Below are 18,686 nucleotides of genomic sequence, written 5' to 3'. Positions count from 1 at the left end.
ACCTCGCAACGTCGCAAGGGAGACACCCATGGCCACCGGCCGCACCTCCGCCCAGTTCGTCGCCGCGCTGCGCAATCGCGAGCGGCTCATCGGCTACTGGTCGTTGCTCGACTCGCCGATCGCCGCCGAGCGCCTCGCCCGCGTCGGCTACGACTACCTGGCCTTCGACGCCCAGCACGGCCTCTTCGGCTACCAGGGCATGCTGCACAACCTCCTCGCCATCGACACCAAGGGCAGCACCGCCGTCGGCATGGTGCGCGTCGAGGCCAACGACCTCACCTACATCGGCAAGGCGCTCGACGCGGGCGCGAGCGCCGTGATCGTCCCGCTGATCGACAATGCCCGGGACGCCGCCGACGCCGTCGCCGCCGTCCGCTACCCGCCGCTGGGCCGCCGCTCGTACGGCCCGATGCGTGCCCAGCTGCGCATCGGCCCGAACCCGGCCGACACGCACGACCAGACCGCCGTCCTCGCGATGATCGAGACGGCCGACGGCCTGGCCAACGTCGAGGAGATCTGCGCGACCCCCGGCCTGGACGGCGTCTACGTCGGCCCGTCCGACCTGCGCCTGGCCATCGGCGGCGCGACGTCCACCGACTCCTCCGTACAGGACGAGTTCGAGCAGGCCCTCGCCCGCGTCCGCAAGGCGGCCGAGGCGGCGGGCATCGCGGCCGGCATTCACAACGCCGACGGCGAGAGCGCCGCCCGTCGCCTCGCCGAGGGCTTCACATTCGCCACGGTCGCGGCCGACGTCGTGCACCTGCAGCAGATCGCGACGTCCCACCTTCAGGCGGCACGCGGCGAGGCCCGCTGATGCCGACCACGCTCATCACCACGCCCACCTTCGCCCGGCATTCGGCGCGCCCCTGGCAGATCCTGGAGGAGGCCGGAGCGGGTCCCCTGCGGCCCCGCGAGGACGCCGCGCTGCCCACCGCCGAACTGCTTCAACACGCGGCCGAGGCGGATGCGCTGATCGTCGGCATGGACCCGATCACCGCCGAGGTGATGGACGCCGCGCCCCGCCTCAAGGTGATCGCCAAGCACGGCGTCGGCGTCGACACCATCGACGTGGCCGCCGCCCACGCGCGCGCGATACCCGTGGTGTGCGCGCCGGGCAGCAACTCGCGCGCGGTGGCGGAGTACACCTTCGGCCTGCTGCTGTCCGCGACCCGCTCCCTCGCCACCTCGCACAGCGCGGTGGCGGCGGGCGGCTGGCCGAAGCTGTTCGGCCCCGAGCTGCACGGCAAGACGCTGGGCATCATCGGCTTCGGCCGCATCGGCCGCCTGCTGGCCGGCTACGCCCGCGCCTTCGGGATGGAGCCGCTCGCCCACGACCCGTACGTCTCCGAGGCCGACGTCCGCGAGCACGGCGCCGAACCGGCCGCGCTCGACGCCCTGCTGGCGCGCGCCGATGCCATCAGCCTGCACACTCCGCCCGACCCGTCCGGCACCCCGCTGCTCGACCGCGCCCGCCTGGCGACGATGAAGCCGGGCGCGATCCTGGTCAACGCCGCGCGCGGCGGCCTCGTCGACGAACGAGCGCTCGCCGACCTGCTCGGCTCCGGGCACCTCGGGGCCGCGGCCCTCGACGCGTTCAGCACCGAACCCCTGCCCGCCGACCACCCGCTGCGCGAGGCCCCGCGCACCCTCCTCACCTCCCACATGGCCGCCTGCACGCCCGAGGCCAACCAGGCCATGGGCGCGATGGTGGCCGAGGACGTCGTCCGCGTCCTGGCGGGCGAGGAGCCGCACCACCAAGCGCGCTGAGACACCACCGCACACCGCACCACGACACGACCCCTTTTCCCCATTCCGGATACCGGCGATGGCGCCGGAAGATCCCCTAAGGATCCAATATGTCCACCACGACCGACGGTGCCACTGCGCCGCCGCCACCCGCGCAGGCCGACCCGTACGCCCTGCGCGCCGAAGACGCCCGCCCGGCCCCCGAGACCTTCCGCGGCCGAGTGCGCCACCTCGGCCCCGGGCTCGTGCTGTCCGCCGCCGTCGTCGGCTCCGGGGAGCTGATCACCACCACTTCGCTCGGCGCGAAGGCCGGGTTCGCGTTGCTGTGGCTGGTGATCATCTCGACCGCGGTCAAGGTGTGGGTGCAGATGGAGCTGGCCCGCTGGACCATCCTCAACGGCCGGCCCGCGCTCGACGGCTTCCGCGACGTAGGCCCCCGGATCGGCCGGCTGAGCTGGATCAACTGGCTCTGGATCGGCATGGACTTCGCCAAGATGTTCCAGCGCGGCGGCATCATCGGCGGCACCGCGGCGGCCTGCTCGATCCTGCTGCCGATCCACGGCGCGTCGCTGAGCACATCATCGCTGACGATCTGGGCCCTGATCGTGACCGGCGCCGCCATCCTCATCCTGCAGACGGGCAAGTACCCCGTCGTCGAGCGGGTCGAGGTCATCGGCATCACCCTCAAGACGATCATCACCGTCGGCCTTGCCCTCGCCCTGCCGTTCACCGCCTTCGGGTACGGCACCGAGCAGCTCGCCGGCGGACTGAGCTTCGAGATACCCGCGGGCACGGTCGGCATCGCGCTCGCCATGTTCGGCATCACCGGTGTCGGCGCCGACGAGATGACGACGTACACCTACTGGTGCCTGGAGAAGGGCTACGCCCGCTGGACCGGCCCGGACGACGGCAGCGAGCAGCGCGCCCGGCGGGCCGAGGGCTGGCTCAAGGTCATGCGGCTCGACGTGGGCGTCTCCTGGGTCGTGTGCACCCTCTGCACCCTGTCCTTCTACGTGATCGGCGCCTCGGTGCTCCACCCGCAGGGCCTGGTGCCCGAGGGCAACGACATGATCACCACGCTGTCGCACATCTACACCGACACGCTCGGCCCATGGGCGGAGTACCTCTTCCTGGCCGGTGCGATCGCCGTCCTCTTCTCGGTCACCGTCGCCTCGTCGGCCAGCGTCCCCCGCTTGTGGACCAACACCCTCGGTCTGCTCGGAGTGGTCGACTGGCACGACATGCGCTCGCGCACGCGCACCATCCGCATCCTCACCTGCTGCCTGCCCCCGGTGTGGATGTGCATCTTCCTGTGGGTCCAGTCCCCGGTCCTGATGGTGCAGATCGGCGGCATCGGCGGTGGCATCTTCCTGCTCGCGGTCGTGGTCGCGGTCTGGCGCCTGCGCTACACCGGCGTCCCGCCCCGCTTCCGCGCCAACCCCTGGCTGACCGCCGCCCTCGTCCTGAGCAGCGTGGCGATCGCATTCCTCGGGGTGTACGGAGTGCTCGACACGCTCGAGCTCACGCCCGGCAGCTGAACGGTGACGGGCCCTGGCCCGGTGAGGCCGGTGTGGGGCGGGCTCACGCGGCCCGCCCGGCCCGCATCGCCTCGTACAGGGCCGGGTCGTGGGCGCAGATGATCGTCAGGTCGGATTCCGCGCGCCGGTGCAGCTCGCTGAGGCGGGCGTGGTTGGCGCGGACCTGTTCCAGGTCGTACGCGACGGCTGTTTCCATGGCGCGGAGGGCCGCGGGCACGGGGGCGCGGCCGTCGAGGGTGCCGGGGTGGTAGAAGGCGTCGCCGGCGTGCAGGATCCAGCGGGTGCCGGTGTCGACCGCGACGCAGGCGTGGCCGCGGGTGTGGCCGGGGAGGGAGACCAGGACGATGCCGGGCGCGACGGAGTCGAGCTCCTTGGCGGCCGCGAATCCGCGCCACGCGTCGCCGTCCGGGCTGTGTTCGACGATGCTCGGGCCGTGGGCCCACTGGGCGGGGCGGAAGCGGAGGCGTTCGCGCCAGGAGGGGGCGTGGATCGCGCCGTGTGCCTCGGCCGCGGTGACGTGAACGGTGGCGTCCGGAAAGTCGGCGAGGCCGCCGATGTGGTCGGAGTCGAAGTGGGTGAGGACGATGTGGCGGACGTCGTCGCGGCGGAAGCCGAGCCGTTCGACCTGGCGGGCTGCGGTTTCGTCGGGGTCGAGGGCCGGTCTGATGTAGTGGCGGGCCGGGCCCACGCGGCGGCCGGGGGTGGCGGTGTCCAGGAGGCCGAAGCCGGAGTCGACGAGCACGAGTCCCTGTGCGTCCGTCTCGAGGAGGAGGACGTGGCAGACCAGCCGCGGTCCGCCGCGCAGGTGCATGGTGCCGCAGTTGAGGTGGTGGACCTTCACGACAGGTCGGTCTTCGGTGTGTTGACGAGGGCGGGGTGTGGGGTGCCGCCGGCTTCCTTGAGGAGTCCGCGCAGGCAGCGGATGGCCAGGAGCCAGTTGCGCGGATTGCGCAGGTTCAGGCCGCCGAGAAGCTGTTTCAGCAGCGTGAGGCTGTCGAAGTAGACCCGCTCGCAGATGAGGTTCTCGCCGCCGTCTCCGTCGTCGTCGAAGATGAAGTACGCGGTCATGCGGACCCGGAAGCGGTTTCCGGTGGGCGGGATCGCGCCCAGCGGGCCGAGGTGCGTGCCCAGCAGCCAGAATTCGACGATCACGGCGTCGTCGCTGTGGCGCAGGGCGATGATCTCGTGGTCCTGGTCGGGAAAGGCGTGGCGGCTGTCGCGGTAGTAGCCGCGTACGGCCGTGTCGCCGTCGTGGACCGTCATGGTGGGGATCAGTTCGTAGCGCGGATGCGGGAAGGTGGCCAGGACGTCGTCCCACTCCTGGCGGACCTCGTCGTGGAAGTGGTCCAGGACCAGCTTCTGGCGGGACGCGCGGATCTCGTCGCTGAGCACGGTGGTCATCGGTGTGTCACTGCCTTGTGGGTGAAGGTGGGGCTGGTGCCGGGGTTGGTCCAGGCGGCGGTCAGCTCGCTGGAGGGGAAGAACTGCAAGAAGCGGGGGTCGGCCTGGGAGCGGTCGACGAGCGTCTTCTCGATGACGAGCGAGTTGTACTGCTCGGCGGTCGTCTCGATGGTGTTGGCGTTCAGGACGACCTCCTGCTGCCAGGCGCGAGCCCAGCGGGCGATGCCGGGCATGCGAGAGTGCTCGGGGGTCAGGCACTCGGCGGCGATGGCGTTCTCGCTGGACGCCCAGATGCCGCTGGAGGTGTTCAGCAGGAGGGTCTGGTTGCCCAGAACGTGGCCGGGGGTGGCGATCACCGCGACACCGGGGCCGAGGAGCAGCGAGCCGTCGACGGCGAGAAAGGCTTCGGGCCGCACATCCCGGTAGGCATCGGGCTGGTAGCACGGCCGCTGAAGCGGGTGGAGCTCGGACATGGCCAGCAGTTCACGCCGTTGCACGATCACCTTGGCGTGGGGGAAGACCGGCTCGAGGGGACCGTCGCCGAAGTCCGGCTGCGGTGTGCTGGTGCCGATCCACCGGCGCAGGTCCTGGGTGTGCAGGTGGTCGAAGAGGAGATAGTCCACGTCCTCGGGCGCGATGCCGAGCCCGGCCAGATGTCCGAGGACCGTGCCGTGTTCGGTGACCATCAGGGATCGCACCGGGCCAGGTGTACGGCGGGACAGGGCGGCGAAGTACGGGGTGTTTCGGCCGAGTTGGACGTCGCTCGGCTCGAACAGGAGCACCCGTCGCCGCCCGTCGCTCTCGGTCCAGCGGACGATGAGCATGCGGTTGGTGATGGCGAGGAACGGGGCGATGGCCCGGGAGGCACGGAAGAGGCCGAACCTCGTCGGATAGGGCAGGGTCACCAGGTCGCAGGTGGTCACGCTGTCCGGGGTACCGGTCGCCGCGAACTCGGTACGCAGCGCCTTCGCCCGCGTACGGGCCCACGTGAGCTGTGCGCCGTAGCCGCCGGGTATGTCCTCGAGGCCGCCGAGCACGGTGATCGGGGTGCCGAGCGTGGGCATGTCGAGGACGTCGGTGTCCTGCCAGGCGAGCTTCAACGATCGGGTCCTTCCCTGGTCAGCTCGTGAACCCAGTGCGATCACTCAAAGTGACACTTGCACCGCACGTTTTGTGGGTCGGGACGCTAGACTTGCGACGCAAGTGATGTCAAGGGAAGGTGACGCATGACGGCGCGAGGAACCGGCCGTGGCAGGCGGCTCGGCCTGACCCGCGAAAAGGTGATCGCGGCAGCGGTGGCGATGATCGACCGCGACGGCCCCGACGCCTTCTCCCTGCGCAAGCTGGCAACCGAGCTCGACATCGAGAACATGTCGCTCTACAGCCACGTACCGAACAAGGGTGCCCTTCTCGACGGCGTCGCCGAAGCGCTGCTGGCCGGTATCGCCTTTCCCGAGCAGGAGGGCGGAACATGGCAGGAGCGGATCCGGGCCCACGCCGCCGCCTTCCGCGCCGCCGCCAAGCAGCACCCGAAGGCGTTCCCCCTGGTGCTGACCCGGCCCACGCAGTCGCCCGCCGCCCTGGAAGCCATCCGCTCCACGCTGTCCTGTTTCGACGAACTCCGCCTCGACCCCGAGGAGATGGTCCACGCCCTGCGCGGCTACACCGCCTTCGTGGTCGGCTCGATCATGCGCGATCTGGGGTACGCCATCTATCTGGGCGCCATGGACAGCGACCAGGTCCAGCAGCGCACCGAAGCCATCGCGGCCTCCGGCGACCCACTTCTGACCGCGACCGCGCCCCATCTGGCCGACAGCGATGACGACGCGGAGTTCCAGTACGGCCTGGAGCTGTTGATTTCCGGCCTGGCCGCCAGGGTCGGCGTTCCCTACGACGACGGCCGCGGCCGCCAGCTACCGTGAGGGCGGTTGCTCCTCGAGTCCCAATCCCAAGGCCATCGGTGAGGCGGGCAAGGGGCAGCACAAGCCCAAGATCAAGGTCAGCGAGGCCAAGCCGTGGAAGCAGGGGTGCCGTCGGGTTTCGGGTGCCGGACCCGGAGGCGGGTCCGGCTGCGCCCGAGGCGGTTCAGGCGGCGGCGCGGAGCGGCGCCAGGGCTCCGCTCCAGGCGACCACCTGGTCGAGCAGCGTGTTGAGCCCGTCCACGTTGTAGTCGCCGGGCTTGAAGACGCTGAAGTTCTCGAACTCGGTGATCAGTGAGAGCGCCACCTGCTGACGGACGTCGGCCATCTGCAACTCGCCGACGACAAGCCGCAGATGCTCCACGGCCCGGGCCCCGCCGACCCCGCCGTACGAGACGAAACCGACCGCCTTGTTGTTCCACTCCGCGTACAGGTAGTCGATGGCGTTCTTGAGCACGCCGGATGTGCTGTGGTTGTACTCCGGGGTGACGAAGACGAACCCGTCGAAGGAGGCGATCTTCGCCGCCCATTTCTTCGTGTGCTCCCCCTGGTACTGGCCCATCGTCGGGGGCAGCGGCTCGTCCAGATGCGGCAGCGGGTAGTCACGCAGGTCGACGAGTTCGAACTCGGTGTCGCCGCGCTGGGAGGCGATGTCGTGGACCCACTGGGCCACCTGCTCGCCATTGCGGTTGGGGCGTGTACTGCCGAGGATGATGCCGATCCTGGTCATGGGGTGTCCTTATCGGTGCGGTGTTCCGGGTTGTTACGGGGCCCTGAACCGGAGTTCAGGAAGCGCGCGGCTCTCCTGCGGGTGCCGTCAGAACGAGTGGGGCCCGAATCGACCCCAGGCCACGAAAACGGTCAGCGCCAGCAGCACCACGTTCATGGGGACCGACTTGGCCTCCCCGCGCCGGCTGTGGGTGATCGCGGCGCCGAACATGATCAGTCCCAGGCCGGAAGCGGCCAGCGGGACCAGCGCCGGGGCTATGCCGACCGCTGCGGGCAGAATCAGCCCGATCGCGCCGAGGGCCTCGAGCAGACCGATCGTCTTGATCACCCCTGGCGGGAAGTCCTCGGCCCAGCCCATGGACGGGCTGGCCAGGAGCTTCTCCTTCGGCTGAGCGAGCTTGGCAGCGCCGGCTCCGAGGTAGACCAGGGCGAGCAGGGCCGCGACAGCCCACAAGGTGACGTTCACAGGTACAGATACCTCTGGTGATCGGGTGGTGCGGAACCCGCTGGCGGGCCCACAGAGAACTAGTTGAACTATCATCCAACCTAGAAGAAGGTAGATGACACGTCAACCCGTGATCTCGGCGAGATGGGTCAGGCCGCGCGTTCGGCCGGGGTCCGTGCGCTGATCACGGCCCGTCCGCGCTCCGACTGCGGGAAGCGGTTGAGCATCGCGCGCAACTCCGCGGCGCCGACGTTGGCACCGAAAGGCTCCGTTCCCGGTTCGAGGCGTACGCCTTCGGCCAGCCCTCCGGCCGCGACGGGGTCGAAGCCGAGGGCGTCGACGAGGCGCGCCACGGTGGCGAGGTCGTCCGGATCGTCCCCGGCGATCGCGATCGCCTTGCGGCCCGGCGTGCCCGCGGGCCGGGCGCCGTCCTCGAGGTCGTGGTAGCCCATGTGGTTGAACGCTTTGACCACGCGCGCTCCCGCCAGGTACGCCTGCACGATCTCGCTCGAGGAGGTGAGCGGGTCGGTGAGGTCCTCGCGGCCGCCGTCGACCTCCCACCAGTAGTTCATCGCGTCGATGACGAGCTTCCCGCGCAGCACTTCGGCCGGGATACCGCGGTACTTGCCGAGCGGAAGCGCCAGGACGACGATGTCCGCCTTCGTCGCGGCCTCCTCGGCGGTCACCGCGGCCGCGCCGGGGGTCAGGACTTCGATGGTGAGGGCGATCTTCGCGGGATCGCCCGATCCGGCGATGAGCACGCGATGGCCGGCCGTCAGGGCCAGCCGTGCGAGCACGGTGCCGACCTTTCCCGCCCCCAGGATGCCGACGGTACGCACTGCGGTGGTGTGCATGTCTTCTCCGTTCGTGCGTCAGCCCGCGAGGATGTCGCGGACCATCGGGATCACCTTGGTGCCGTACAGCTCGACGGCGTGCAGGCGAGCGCTGACCGGCTGTGCGCCCGTGGTGTAGATGAGGTCGAACCTGCCCACGCCGAGTGCCTCGATGGCGCGGGCCATCTTTCGGGCGACGGTCTCGGACGAGCCGATGTAGAGGGAGCCGTGCTCGATCTCGGCCTCGTACTCCTCCTTGCGGATGGGCGGCCAGCCCCGCAGCGCGCCGATGCGGTCACGGATGACCTTGTAGTGCGGCCAGTGCAGCTCGCGGGCCTCCTCGTCCGTGTCGGCGATGAAGCCGGGGGAGTGCATACCGACCGGATGAGCGGTCGTGCCGAACTTGTCGGTGGCGCGGCGGTAGAGGTCGATGTAGGGCGCGAAGCGCTGTGGGGAGCCGCCGATGATGGCGATCATCAGCGGGAATCCGTACTGCGCGGTGCGGACGACCGACTGGGGTGAGCCGCCGACGCCGACCCAGGTGGTCAGGTGTCCTGACTCGGTCTTGGGGAAGACATTGGCGTTCTCCAGCGGGGCCCTCTTGGTGCCGCTCCAGGTGACGGGCTTCTCCTCGAGGAGTTCGGCGAAGAGCTCGATCTTCTCCTCGAACAGCACGTCATAGTCGGCGAGGTCGTAGCCGAAGAGGGGGAACGACTCGGTGAAGGAGCCGCGCCCGAGGATGACCTCGGCCCGGCCGTTGGACAGTGCGTCCACGGTCGCGAACCGCTGGAACACCCGGACCGGGTCGTCCGAGCTCAGCACGGTCACGCCGGACGACAGGCGGATACGGCTGGTGCGGGTGGCGATGCCCGCGAGCACGGTCTCCGGGGACGAGATCGCGAACTCCGGGCGGTGATGTTCACCGAGGGCGATGACCTCGACGCCGGTCTCCTCCGCGAGAACGGCCTCGTCGAGGACCTGCCGGATGGCCCGGGCGTCGGAGACCGGTCTGCCGGAGTCGTCTTCCGGCACATCGCCGAACGTGTCCAGTCCGAAGACGAGATCAGACATGGATGGGCTCCTTCGCAAGCAGTTCCCTCACGCGCGGGGCGACTTCGCGGCCCAGCAGCTCGATCGAGCGGGCACGGGCTTCGCGGGGCAGATTCATGACGTCGTACTTGAGGTCGAAACGGCTCAGGCGCAGATCGCGGGCCATCGTGGCGATCTTGCGGGCGACGGTCTCGGGCGAGCCGACGAAAAGAGCGCCCGTCTCGATCTCCGCCTCGTAGCGCTCGCGGGTCGGCTTGTAGAACCCGCGCTCCTGAGCCAGCCGGGCGACGGCCGGCTGCCAGTACCGCCACCAGGTCTCGACCGCCTCCTCGTCGGTGTCCGCGACGAGCCCCAGCGAGTGCTGGGCGACCGGCTGCCCAGCGTGCCCGTACTGCTCGAGTGTGCGGTGGTAGAGCTCGACGTGGCCGGCGAAGCGCTGGGGGCGGCCGCCGATGATGGCGAGCATGAGCGGCAACCCGTAGCGGGCCGCGCGCACCACGGAGTTCGGGCTGCCGCCCACACCGATCCAGGTGGGAATGCCACCGGGCGGCATCCGGGGGTGCAGTCGCTGCTCGACGAGCGGGGGCCGGAACCTGCCCGACCAGGTCACCGCCTCCTCGCGCTGGAGCCGCAGGAACAGATCCAGCTTCTCCTCGAACAGCTCTTCGTAGTCGGCGAGGTCATAGCCGAACAGTGGGAACGACTCGGTGGCCGACGCCCGCCCCAGCACGAGCTGGGCGCGGCCGTTCGAGACGGCGTCCAAGGTGGAGAACTCCTGGTACAGCCGTACCGGATCGTTCGTGCTCAGTACGGTGACCGAGGTGCCGAGCCGGATGCCTTCCGTCGCGGTGGCGATCGCGGCGAGCAGGACGGGAGTGGCGCTGTCGGTATGGCCTGGACGGTAGTGCTCGCCGAGGCTGAACACGTCGAGCCCGGCCGCTTCGGCGAGCTTGGCCTCCTCGACGAGAAGGCGAACGGTCTCGGCGTCGCTCAGCGGCCGGTCGCCGTCGGTCGCGACCTCGCCGAACGAGTTGAGCCCCACTTCGAAGGCTGTGGCCGTCATGGACCTCTCCTGATGCGCTCCCCGAGGGGATCTGGTTGACGTGTCAATCATCGATCCAATGTAATTGATATGTCAACCAAGCGGGTGGTTCGGTGCGAGGTCGGGCCCGTCGGGGCCCGTGTGGGTGTTCGGTGAACTATCAACTACGTTTACACTTTCTCCCATGGAAGAGACGGTGCGATGGCTGACGCCAGAGGAGCAGTGCGCATGGCGGAGCTTCATCCGGTTGCATGACAGGCTCCGGGCCCGGTTGTCGCGCTCGTTGCAGACGGAGTCGAATGTGTCGGCCGCGGACTTCGGAGTGCTGGTCGAGCTGACGGACGTACCGGACGGGCGGCGGAGGTTTCTGGATCTTGCCCGGGCGCTGGAGTGGGAAAAGAGCCGGATGTCCCATCACATCGCCCGCATGGTGAAGCGGGGGCTGGTGGTCCGGGACGAGTGCGCCGAGGATGGGCGTGGCGCGTTCGTCGTGATCACGGACGAGGGGCGCGCGATGATCGAGGCCGCTGCCCCCCGTCACGTGGAGGCGGTCCGCGCTCTGTTCCTCGACCACATCACGCCGGCGGAGCTGCGGACGCTGGCGCAGGTCTCCGAGCGCGTGGTGGAGAAGCTGGACGAGGAACCCTCCTGATCACGGCGACGACCGCGGACACCGTGGTCACCCGCTGGACCCTCGGCCACCTCGTCCGCGACCTGTTTCACCGCTGACCCGGCAGAATCCGGCTATGACCGGGCGTCACCACGGCGGCGCATGAGGAAGAACACCGCCGCGATCGCGACCACGAACAACCGTGGACAGACTTCCCGGAGGTCAGGGCATGCCGGGCCGGGCGCCGAACAATCCGGCTGGACGGGCGGCCCGGCCAGATGTCTCACGCGCACCACATCACCCGTGCGCGGGTGGACGATCCGGCTCCCGGCGGGAGTCATCAAGGGCTGAGGGCGGCCCGGGCGATGGTGTCGGCGTGGCGGAACAGATCGGCGTCGGCGCGCGCCCGCGCGCCGATCGCGGTGTTCCAGTGGATGCCCTCCGTCGGGATCCCGAACGCGTACAGCCGCCGGTGCGGCCGGCCGTCGGGGCGGCGCACCCGGTGCTCGGGCAGTTCGACGTCCAGGGCGCCACTGGCCGTGGCCGTCTCCGCGGCACCGCCCCGGTGCGGACGGGCCAGACCCGCGGTGAGCAGGCAGCGCAGCAGTGGGTCCGCGGTGGTCGCGAGGTCCGTGCCGGGCAGCCAGGCGTCGAGCAGCGCGCGTGCCCGCGCCGGAGGGCCGCCGGTGGTGGGGGACACGGCGTGGAAGGCGCCGTCGTCCCGGCGCACGGCCACCTCCGGGCGGGCCCCGAGGAACGTCACGACGCCCGCGTCATGGAGGGCGATCAGTTCCGCGATCCGCCGGGCCGGCGGGCCGCTGGACAGATGGGCGCCGAAGGCACGGAACCACGCCAGCGCACGATACGACGGACCGGTCAGCACCCCGGCGAGAACGACCCGCCGGACCTGCCCCTTCACCGCGGCCACCGCGGCCGCGGCGGCCTTCACGGGGCTGCGCCCGGGCGCCCGGGCCGCGTCCAGGTCCGCGCGCAGCCGCCCGGTCAGCCAGTCACCGAACGCCGCGCGGTCGTCGAACCGGAGGCCGTCCAGCGGCCGGTCGAGCGCCGACAGGTCGAAGCGGTCGGCCGGGTCGGGCACCTCCTCGTCGAGCAGCGCCGACCATGCCGCGGACCCATGCTCCACCGCCGCGTATCGCTCGGTGAACCCGGGCGCGGGCACGGCGCCGGGGCGTACCTCCAGCAGTGTCCGGTACCAGGCCGCGCCCGCCTCCTTGGCGATCAGCGGCCACACCTCGGTCATGAAGTCGACGGTGCCGGGCCGCCGCGTGGCGAGCCGCCCGACGGCGGCGCCGTCGAAGTGGCGCAGCGTGTGTCCGGCGGGCATCCGGCCGGGCTCCTGGCCCCGGGCCAGGTACGGTACGCCTCGGCCCGACCCGACGATCAGGTGCGGCTCGCGGCCGGAGGGAACGTAAGCCGGCCGGTCACCGTCGCCGGTGAACCGGCCGCCGCGCCCGGCGGTGAGCAGCGCCATGTGATCGAAGAAGTTGAGCGCCAGACCGCGTACCAGCACCGGCTCGCCCGGTGGCAGCAGATCGAGGCGCGCCTCGTGCGGCTGACCCGGTGGCAGGTGGACCAGACCCGACTCCCGTGCGCAGGAGGCGAGTTCGAGCTGATCGGGCGCGGCCCGCTGGTCGGTGTGACCGGTGGCGAGGACCACCGCGTCCACCAGCAGAGTGGTCCCGTCGGCCAGCCCCAGGCGCAGTCGGCCGCCCGCCGCCGCGTCCTCCTCGTCGAGCGCCACCGCCCGCACCGAGTGGTGGACCATGCGGACGTTCCCGGCGGCCGAGTCCACCATGCGCCGGTACGCCCAGGCCAGATAGCGGCCCATCTGCGCGCGTGCGGGATGGTCCCAGGGGCTCAGGCCCGGGGCGTGGTCGCGTGCCCAGTCGAGGAAGGCGGGTCCTTCGGTGGCGGGCCCGGCCATCCGCACACTGCGGTCGGGGAAGGCGGTGGCGTGTCCGGCGAGGGTGTTCATCAGCAGGTGCTCGGGCTGCCCGGGGTCCCACACCCGGCCGGCGCCGGGCAGGTGCGGCTCCACCACGTGCAGCCGTGCTGCCCGGTCGCCGAGGTTCGCGATCAGCCGTTCCAGGACGGCCGTACCGCGCGGTCCGGCTCCCACGACGGCGATGCTCACCGGACGTCCGGTCATGCCGCCGTGTCCCAGATGCCGGCGAGGGTCCGCTGAAGGTTGCCGCCGAGGACCTTGACGATGTCCGCGGCGGTGTAGCCGCGGCCCACCAGCAGTTCGGTGATGACGGGCAGATCGGCCGGGGTTCCCATGCCCTCGGGGTGCAGGCGGTCCAGGTCCAGGTCCTCCCCGGCCATGGGGATCTCGGGGTACAGGCGGCGCACCCGCGCCATGCCCTCACGGGAGTACTTGCGCTCGTCGCCGACGTCGGTGCCGACGATGACATGGTCGATGCCGACGAGCTCGACCAGATAGTCGATGTTGTCCGCGAAGACCTGCGCGCTCGGGCGGCGGGTCAGACCGTCCGGGTCCAGGAAACCGGACTTGGCCGCCAGCCCGAACACCCCGCCGCGCGCCGCCAGTTCACGCACCACCACGTCGCTCTTGTTGCGCGGGCTGTCGACGAAATGGGTCAGCCCCGCGTGGGTGACCAGAACCGGCTTGTCGGACAGTTCGATGGTCTCCAGCGTGGAACGCTCCCCGGTGTGCGACAGGTCGAGGACGACCCCGAGCCGGTTGCACTCCTTGACCAGCGCACGGCCGAAGCGGCTCAGCCCGCCGTTGGCGCTCTCCCCGCTGCCGTCGGCCGCGAAATTCCGGTTCTGGTAGGTGAGCCCCATGAACCGCAGACCCATCTGGTGGAAGGCCGCCAGCCGCCACAGGTCCTCGCCGACCGGCTTGCTGTCCTCGAATCCGGCGAACCAGGCGATGGAGCCGTCTGCCTTGGCCCGCGCCACGTCCTCGAGGCCGTATGCCTGGAACAGCCGCCCCCGGGTCTCGGCCAGGCGCCGCTGCCATCCGACCAGGGCGGCGGCCGCGGCGTCGTAATCCTGGGAGATGGACACCGCGTGGTTGATCGCCGTGACCCCGGAGGCGGCCAGCTTGCCGAGGTAGGTCTCGTCCGCCCAGGCCAACGGGGTGCAGTCGAGGGCGTTGAAGACCACGCTGTCGTGGTGCAGGGCGGCTGTGTCGAGGGACACGGTGGAACTCCTTGAAAGGTGAGGGGACGAGGACGTCAGCCGGAGCGCAGGGAGCGGCGCAGGCCGATCCCGCGCTCCACAGCGACGACCACGACCACGGACAACAGGACGAGCAGGACCGACAGCGAGGCGACCGACGGATCGCTGCGGTACTCGACGTACTGGAGGATGGCGACCGGCAGCGGCACGGTGTTCTGCCCGGAGACGAACAGCGAGATCACCGTCTCGTCGAAGGACAGCAGGAAGGCGATGACGCCGCCCGAGAACAGGCCCGGCCGGATCACGGGCAGCGTGATGCGCCGGAACGCGGTGAACCCGCTCGCGCCCAGCGTCCGGGCGGCCTCCTCCGCACTCGGGTCGGCGGAGGCCAGCGCCGCCGAGACGGTGCGCACGACATAGGGCACGGTCACACCGAGATGGGCCACGATCAGGCCCGGGTAGGTGTCGGTGAGCGGGATCGGCGCCAGGATCAGCAGCAGCGCCAGGCCCAGCACGATGTGTGGGACCAGCAGCGGCGACAGGAACGCCGCCTCGACGGCCGCCCGCCCGCGGAACCGCAGCCTGGTCAGCGCGAGGGCCGCCGGCACCCCCGCCACCAGGGCCAGCAGCGCGGTCGCCGCGGCCGTGACGGCGCTGACCTGGATTCCGGTGCGGAACGCGGCGTTGCCGAACACCTGCCGGTAGGCGTCGAACGTGAACCCCTCGGGCGGAAAGCGCAGATAGGTCGCGTTGTCGAAGGACTCCACCAGCACCACGAGGATCGGCGCGAGCAGGAACAGATAGAGCGCGACGAGGACCGTGCCCCACAGGATCCGGCCCAGCCGGGTCCGCCACGGCGCCCGGACTCCCGGGTGGCCGGTCATGAGCGTGCCCCCTGTGGTCCGGTGAAACGGGCTTCGAGCACCTTCTGGGCGCGCTGGTACACCACGATGACCACCCCGAACACGGCGAGCAGCAGCACGGACAGCACGGCGGCCACCGGCCAGTCCAGGGCCGTGGTGGCCTGGTCGTAGATCTCCGTGGCCAGCACGAAGACCCGGCCGCCACCGATCAGACGGGGTGTCACATAGCCGCTGAGGCTGAGGACGAACACCAGCAGCGCCGCGGTGAGTACGCCCGGCAGCGTGAGCGGCAGCACGACCCTGCGGAACACCGTGTGGCGGGGCGCGCCCAGCGAGGCCGCCGCGTGCTCCAGCTCCGGGTCCAGCCGGCCGAAGCCACTGATCATCGCGAGGATCGCGAACGGCATGTAGATCTCCGTCGAGGCGATCACCACCCCCGTGAGGTTGTTGGCCAGCCGCAGCGGCTCGTCGATCAGTCCGAGACCGGTCAGCGACTTGTTGACCAGGCCCTGGTTGCCGAGGATCGCCATCCATCCGAAGGTGCGGGCGACCGAGGAGATCAGCAGTGGGGTCACGGCCAGCGCGACCAGCAGGCCGCGCAGGCGGCTGGTGGTGCGGGCCAGGAACAGGGCGATCGGGTAGGAGACGACCAGGGTGCAGACGGTGACCAGGACGCCCAGCTCCACCGTCTGACCGATGACGTTCCACCAGTGGGCGCTGCCCAGGACCTTGGCGAAGGTGGCGAAGGACACCGTCTGCCGGATGGTGCCGCCCTGCCCCGACTCGTTGACGGACATCCGCACCACCCACAGCAGCGGCATCGCGTAGGTGAGCAGCAGTGCGACAATCCCCGGCGCGAGCAGGGCGAGAGCATGGCGTCCGGATCCGCGGGCCTTCACCGCGGCCGGAGCGGACACGGCGGGCGCGGCGGGTGCGGTCATGCCGAACCCACTACGATCCGGGGGGCCTCCGGGGCCCAGGAGAGCGCGACCTCGGCACCGGGGCCCAGTGCCTGGTGAGTGCCGGTGGGCCGTTCCACGTCCAGGACGGGCCCGTCGCCGCCGATCCGCACCCGGTACGCGACCGTCTCGCCGGCATAGGCGGCGGACAGTACCGTGCCATGGGGCGCGCCGGTGTCCGCCGAGGGCGCGAGGGCGATGCGGTGCGGACGCAGCAGCACCGTGGCCGGGCGGCCCGATTCCACCGGGCCCCCGGCCGCCGGTATCTTGCCGAGGCCCGGCAGCTCCACCACCGTGCGCTCTCCGTCGCGCCCGCGGGAGGTGCCCTCGATCAGGTTGGCCCGGCCCACGAAGCGGGCCACGAACGGGCCCGCGGGCCGCTCGTAGATGTCCTCCGGGGTGCCGGTCTGCTCGATGCGGCCCTCGTTCATCACGGCGACGGCATCGGCCATCGACAGGGCCTCCTGCTGGTCGTGGGTGACGAACACGGTGGTGATGCCGGTCTCGCGCTGGATGCGGCCGATCTCGTCCCGCATGGCCGTGCGCAGCTGGGCGTCGAGGTTGGACAGCGGTTCGTCCAGCAGCAGCACGGACGGCTCGACGACCAGGGCGCGGGCGAGTGCCACGCGCTGCTGCTGGCCGCCGGACAGCTGGGCGATCCGCCGCCCGGACAGGTGCCCGAGGCGGACCAGGTCCAGTGCCTCGCCGACCCGGCGCCTGACCTCCGCCTTCGCCAGCTTGCGCATCTCCAGGCCGAACGCCACGTTGCGGGCCACGTCCAGATGAGGGAAGAGCGCGTACGACTGGAACACCACGCCCATGTCACGTCGGTGCACGGGCACACCGGTCAGATCGTGTCCGTCGACCTCGACGTGTCCCGCGGTGGGCGTGACGAGCCCGGCGATCAGCCGCAGGGTCGTGGACTTACCGCACCCGGACGGCCCCAGGACCGCCAGCATCAGTCCGCGCTCCACGGCGAGGTCGACGCCGCGGACGGCCGCCCCGTCCGCGCCCGGATAGGTCTTGGCCAGCCCACGCAGCACCAGATGCGGTGCGTCAGCCACTGATGACCTCCTGCTTGATGCGGTCGACCCAGGCGGTGTAGCGCGTGGTGAGCCAGTCCCAGTCGATGGGGATCTGGTTCTTCCGCTGGACGTCGGACGCCGCCGTACGGTTCTTCACGGCCGGGGAGAGCCGCACGTCCCTGTTGACGGGCGCGTAGAAGGCCGCCTCGTCGAACGCCTTCTGGGCCTTGGCGCCGATGGCGTAGTCGATGAATTTCTGCGCGGCGGCGGTGTGCGGTGAGTTGCCGACCAGATTGATCGTGTTGATCTGGGTGACCGTGCCCTCCTTGGGCAGGACCGGCTGGACGACGCCCCCCGAGGAGTCCTTGTAGTACTGACCGCGGGCGTTCCAGCCCACGGCGACCTGCGCCTCGCCGGACTGGACCGCGGTGTACACGTCCGGCGAGGGCTGCCATGTCTCCACACCGGGGGCCAGCTTCTTGAGCTTGCCGATCGCCGGGTCGATGTCCTTCTTGTAGTCGCCGCCGAGGATCTTCTCCAGAGCGATGATCAGCGCGACGCCCCGGGTGTCCGCGATGGGCATCGCCAGTTTGCCCTTGTACGCCGGGTCCCACAGGTCGTTCCAGCTGGTGGGCGGCTGCTTGACCTTCTTGGAGTGGTAGAGGATCGACAGGCTGTCGAGGCTGAAGCCCGGACCGTAGCCGTCCTTGCTCCTCGCGGTGTCGACGAGTCGGCGGAGGTTGGGCACCTTCGCCGGGTCCAGCTTCGCGAACACCTTCTCCTTGTTGGCCGTCGGCGCCACGGAGCGGTCCATGAGGGCGACGTCGGCGACCGGCCGCGACTTGCTCGCCCGCAGTTTCGCCAGCACCTCGGCGGAGTTCTGGATGGGCACGTACTTGACGGTGATGTCCGGGTTGGCCTTCTCGAAGGGGTCGATCACCGTTTTGGTGAACTCGTCCTGGAAGCTGCCGTAGAAGCCCATGAAGGTGACCGTCTGCTTGCCCGAGCCGCCGCCGGAGGAGCCGGCGGGCGAGGCGGTGGAGGAGCAGGCGGTGGCCAGCAGCGCGGTGGCGGTCAGCGCGGCCGACGCGGCGAGGGCGGGGCGAGGGGAGGGCATGGCTGGTCTCCGGTGGATCCGGTGGAAGGTGTGCGGAGGAGCGGGGCGACGTCCGGCCCGCCGCAACCGTGTACGGCCGCGGGTGTCAGCCGGACGTCCCGCTACAGGACTCCCGGGCGTCGTCGGCCGGCCGCGCCGCCGGGTGGTACGGCGTTCCTTCCGACATGCGCTGGCCTCCTCACCGACAGGTCTGAGCCGACAGTGTGTCCACGAAGATGTTCGCCCGACGAGACGGGCTCAT

At 70.6% G+C, this 18,686-nt stretch carries 19 protein-coding genes; 5 read left to right on the top strand and 14 right to left on the bottom strand.

What is annotated here, in order from left to right; all coding sequences use genetic code 11:
* Window positions 1-28 precede the first annotated feature (28 nt).
* The 3 genes from J5X86_RS27500 to J5X86_RS27490 all read left to right on the top strand — a co-directional run bounded on the left by J5X86_RS27500 (window position 29) and on the right by J5X86_RS27490 (window position 3,284).
* On the top strand, window positions 29-814 hold the full coding sequence (locus tag J5X86_RS27500) for an HpcH/HpaI aldolase/citrate lyase family protein (RefSeq protein ID WP_208519389.1): 786 nt from the start codon (window positions 29-31) through the stop codon (window positions 812-814).
* Complete coding sequence (locus tag J5X86_RS27495; protein ID WP_208519388.1) at window positions 814-1,767, top strand: phosphoglycerate dehydrogenase; 954 nt, start codon at window positions 814-816, stop codon at window positions 1,765-1,767. Before J5X86_RS27500 ends, J5X86_RS27495 begins: the two co-directional genes overlap by 1 nt.
* Before the next feature lie 89 nt (window positions 1,768-1,856).
* A complete protein-coding gene (locus J5X86_RS27490; RefSeq protein ID WP_078638154.1) occupies window positions 1,857-3,284 on the top strand; it encodes an Nramp family divalent metal transporter in 1,428 nt (475 codons plus the stop codon).
* A 43-nt stretch (window positions 3,285-3,327) separates the two neighbouring features.
* On the opposite strand, the gene J5X86_RS27485 is transcribed toward J5X86_RS27490, so the two are convergent.
* From J5X86_RS27485 to J5X86_RS27475, 3 genes are read right to left on the bottom strand one after another with little or no spacing between them, the layout of a single operon-like run.
* Window positions 3,328-4,125, bottom strand: coding sequence for an MBL fold metallo-hydrolase (locus J5X86_RS27485; RefSeq protein ID WP_208519387.1), 798 nt, complete (start codon window positions 4,123-4,125; stop codon window positions 3,328-3,330).
* Window positions 4,122-4,685, bottom strand: a complete 564-nt coding sequence (locus tag J5X86_RS27480; protein ID WP_243981586.1) for an ester cyclase — start codon at window positions 4,683-4,685, stop codon at window positions 4,122-4,124. Before J5X86_RS27480 ends, J5X86_RS27485 begins: the two co-directional genes overlap by 4 nt.
* Window positions 4,682-5,785 carry a hypothetical protein gene (locus tag J5X86_RS27475; RefSeq protein WP_243981584.1) on the bottom strand — a complete coding sequence of 368 codons (1,104 nt, stop codon included), beginning with the start codon at window positions 5,783-5,785 and terminating at the stop codon, window positions 4,682-4,684. Before J5X86_RS27475 ends, J5X86_RS27480 begins: the two co-directional genes overlap by 4 nt.
* 126 nt (window positions 5,786-5,911) lie before the next feature.
* Between J5X86_RS27475 and J5X86_RS27470 the strand changes: the two genes are divergently transcribed.
* The gene (locus J5X86_RS27470; protein ID WP_208519386.1) at window positions 5,912-6,607 is read left to right on the top strand and encodes a TetR/AcrR family transcriptional regulator C-terminal domain-containing protein; all 696 of its coding nucleotides are present in this window, start codon (window positions 5,912-5,914) and stop codon (window positions 6,605-6,607) included.
* A gap of 163 nt (window positions 6,608-6,770) precedes the next feature.
* On the opposite strand, the gene J5X86_RS27465 is transcribed toward J5X86_RS27470, so the two are convergent.
* The 5 genes from J5X86_RS27465 to J5X86_RS27445 all read right to left on the bottom strand — a co-directional run bounded on the left by J5X86_RS27465 (window position 6,771) and on the right by J5X86_RS27445 (window position 10,724).
* Complete coding sequence (locus tag J5X86_RS27465; RefSeq protein WP_208519385.1) at window positions 6,771-7,334, bottom strand: NADPH-dependent FMN reductase; 564 nt, start codon at window positions 7,332-7,334, stop codon at window positions 6,771-6,773.
* 87 nt (window positions 7,335-7,421) lie between these two features.
* A complete protein-coding gene (locus J5X86_RS27460) occupies window positions 7,422-7,799 on the bottom strand; it encodes a DoxX family protein (protein ID WP_208519384.1) in 378 nt (125 codons plus the stop codon).
* Between the two features lie 128 nt (window positions 7,800-7,927).
* A complete protein-coding gene (locus J5X86_RS27455; protein WP_208519383.1) occupies window positions 7,928-8,632 on the bottom strand; it encodes an NADPH-dependent F420 reductase in 705 nt (234 codons plus the stop codon).
* An 18-nt stretch (window positions 8,633-8,650) separates the two neighbouring features.
* The gene (locus J5X86_RS27450) at window positions 8,651-9,682 is read right to left on the bottom strand and encodes an LLM class flavin-dependent oxidoreductase (RefSeq protein WP_208519382.1); all 1,032 of its coding nucleotides are present in this window, start codon (window positions 9,680-9,682) and stop codon (window positions 8,651-8,653) included.
* Window positions 9,675-10,724, bottom strand: a complete 1,050-nt coding sequence (locus J5X86_RS27445) for an LLM class flavin-dependent oxidoreductase (RefSeq protein WP_243981582.1) — start codon at window positions 10,722-10,724, stop codon at window positions 9,675-9,677. Before J5X86_RS27445 ends, J5X86_RS27450 begins: the two co-directional genes overlap by 8 nt.
* Window positions 10,725-10,887: 163 nt before the next feature.
* Between J5X86_RS27445 and J5X86_RS27440 the strand changes: the two genes are divergently transcribed.
* Window positions 10,888-11,355 (top strand): MarR family winged helix-turn-helix transcriptional regulator, encoded by a 468-nt coding sequence (locus tag J5X86_RS27440; RefSeq protein ID WP_208519381.1) that lies wholly within the window; start codon window positions 10,888-10,890, stop codon window positions 11,353-11,355.
* 298 nt (window positions 11,356-11,653) lie between these two features.
* On the opposite strand, the gene J5X86_RS27435 is transcribed toward J5X86_RS27440, so the two are convergent.
* The 6 genes from J5X86_RS27435 to J5X86_RS27410 are packed head-to-tail and all read right to left on the bottom strand — an operon-like array spanning window position 11,654 to window position 18,445.
* Window positions 11,654-13,483, bottom strand: coding sequence for an FAD/NAD(P)-binding protein (locus J5X86_RS27435; RefSeq protein WP_208519380.1), 1,830 nt, complete (start codon window positions 13,481-13,483; stop codon window positions 11,654-11,656).
* Entirely contained in the window at window positions 13,480-14,502 is a 1,023-nt protein-coding gene (locus J5X86_RS27430) for a dipeptidase (protein ID WP_208519379.1), read from the bottom strand. The genes J5X86_RS27435 and J5X86_RS27430 overlap by 4 nt, the downstream gene beginning before the upstream one ends.
* 35 nt (window positions 14,503-14,537) lie before the next feature.
* Complete coding sequence (locus J5X86_RS27425; protein ID WP_243981581.1) at window positions 14,538-15,365, bottom strand: ABC transporter permease; 828 nt, start codon at window positions 15,363-15,365, stop codon at window positions 14,538-14,540.
* Window positions 15,362-16,285: an ABC transporter permease gene (locus tag J5X86_RS27420; protein ID WP_208519378.1), complete on the bottom strand. Its 924-nt coding sequence runs from the start codon at window positions 16,283-16,285 to the stop codon at window positions 15,362-15,364. The genes J5X86_RS27425 and J5X86_RS27420 overlap by 4 nt, the downstream gene beginning before the upstream one ends.
* Window positions 16,282-17,367: an ABC transporter ATP-binding protein gene (locus J5X86_RS27415; RefSeq protein ID WP_208519377.1), complete on the bottom strand. Its 1,086-nt coding sequence runs from the start codon at window positions 17,365-17,367 to the stop codon at window positions 16,282-16,284. The genes J5X86_RS27420 and J5X86_RS27415 overlap by 4 nt, the downstream gene beginning before the upstream one ends.
* Window positions 17,360-18,445, bottom strand: coding sequence for an ABC transporter substrate-binding protein (locus J5X86_RS27410; protein ID WP_208519376.1), 1,086 nt, complete (start codon window positions 18,443-18,445; stop codon window positions 17,360-17,362). Before J5X86_RS27410 ends, J5X86_RS27415 begins: the two co-directional genes overlap by 8 nt.
* Window positions 18,446-18,686: the final 241 nt, after the last annotated feature.

The sequence above is a fragment of the Streptomyces sp. NEAU-YJ-81 genome (assembly GCF_017592595.1).
Lineage (GTDB): Bacteria > Actinomycetota > Actinomycetes > Streptomycetales > Streptomycetaceae > Streptomyces > Streptomyces hygroscopicus_B.
The sequence above is the reverse complement of the archived record's forward strand: the minus strand, read 5'-3'. Positions and strand labels throughout refer to the sequence as shown.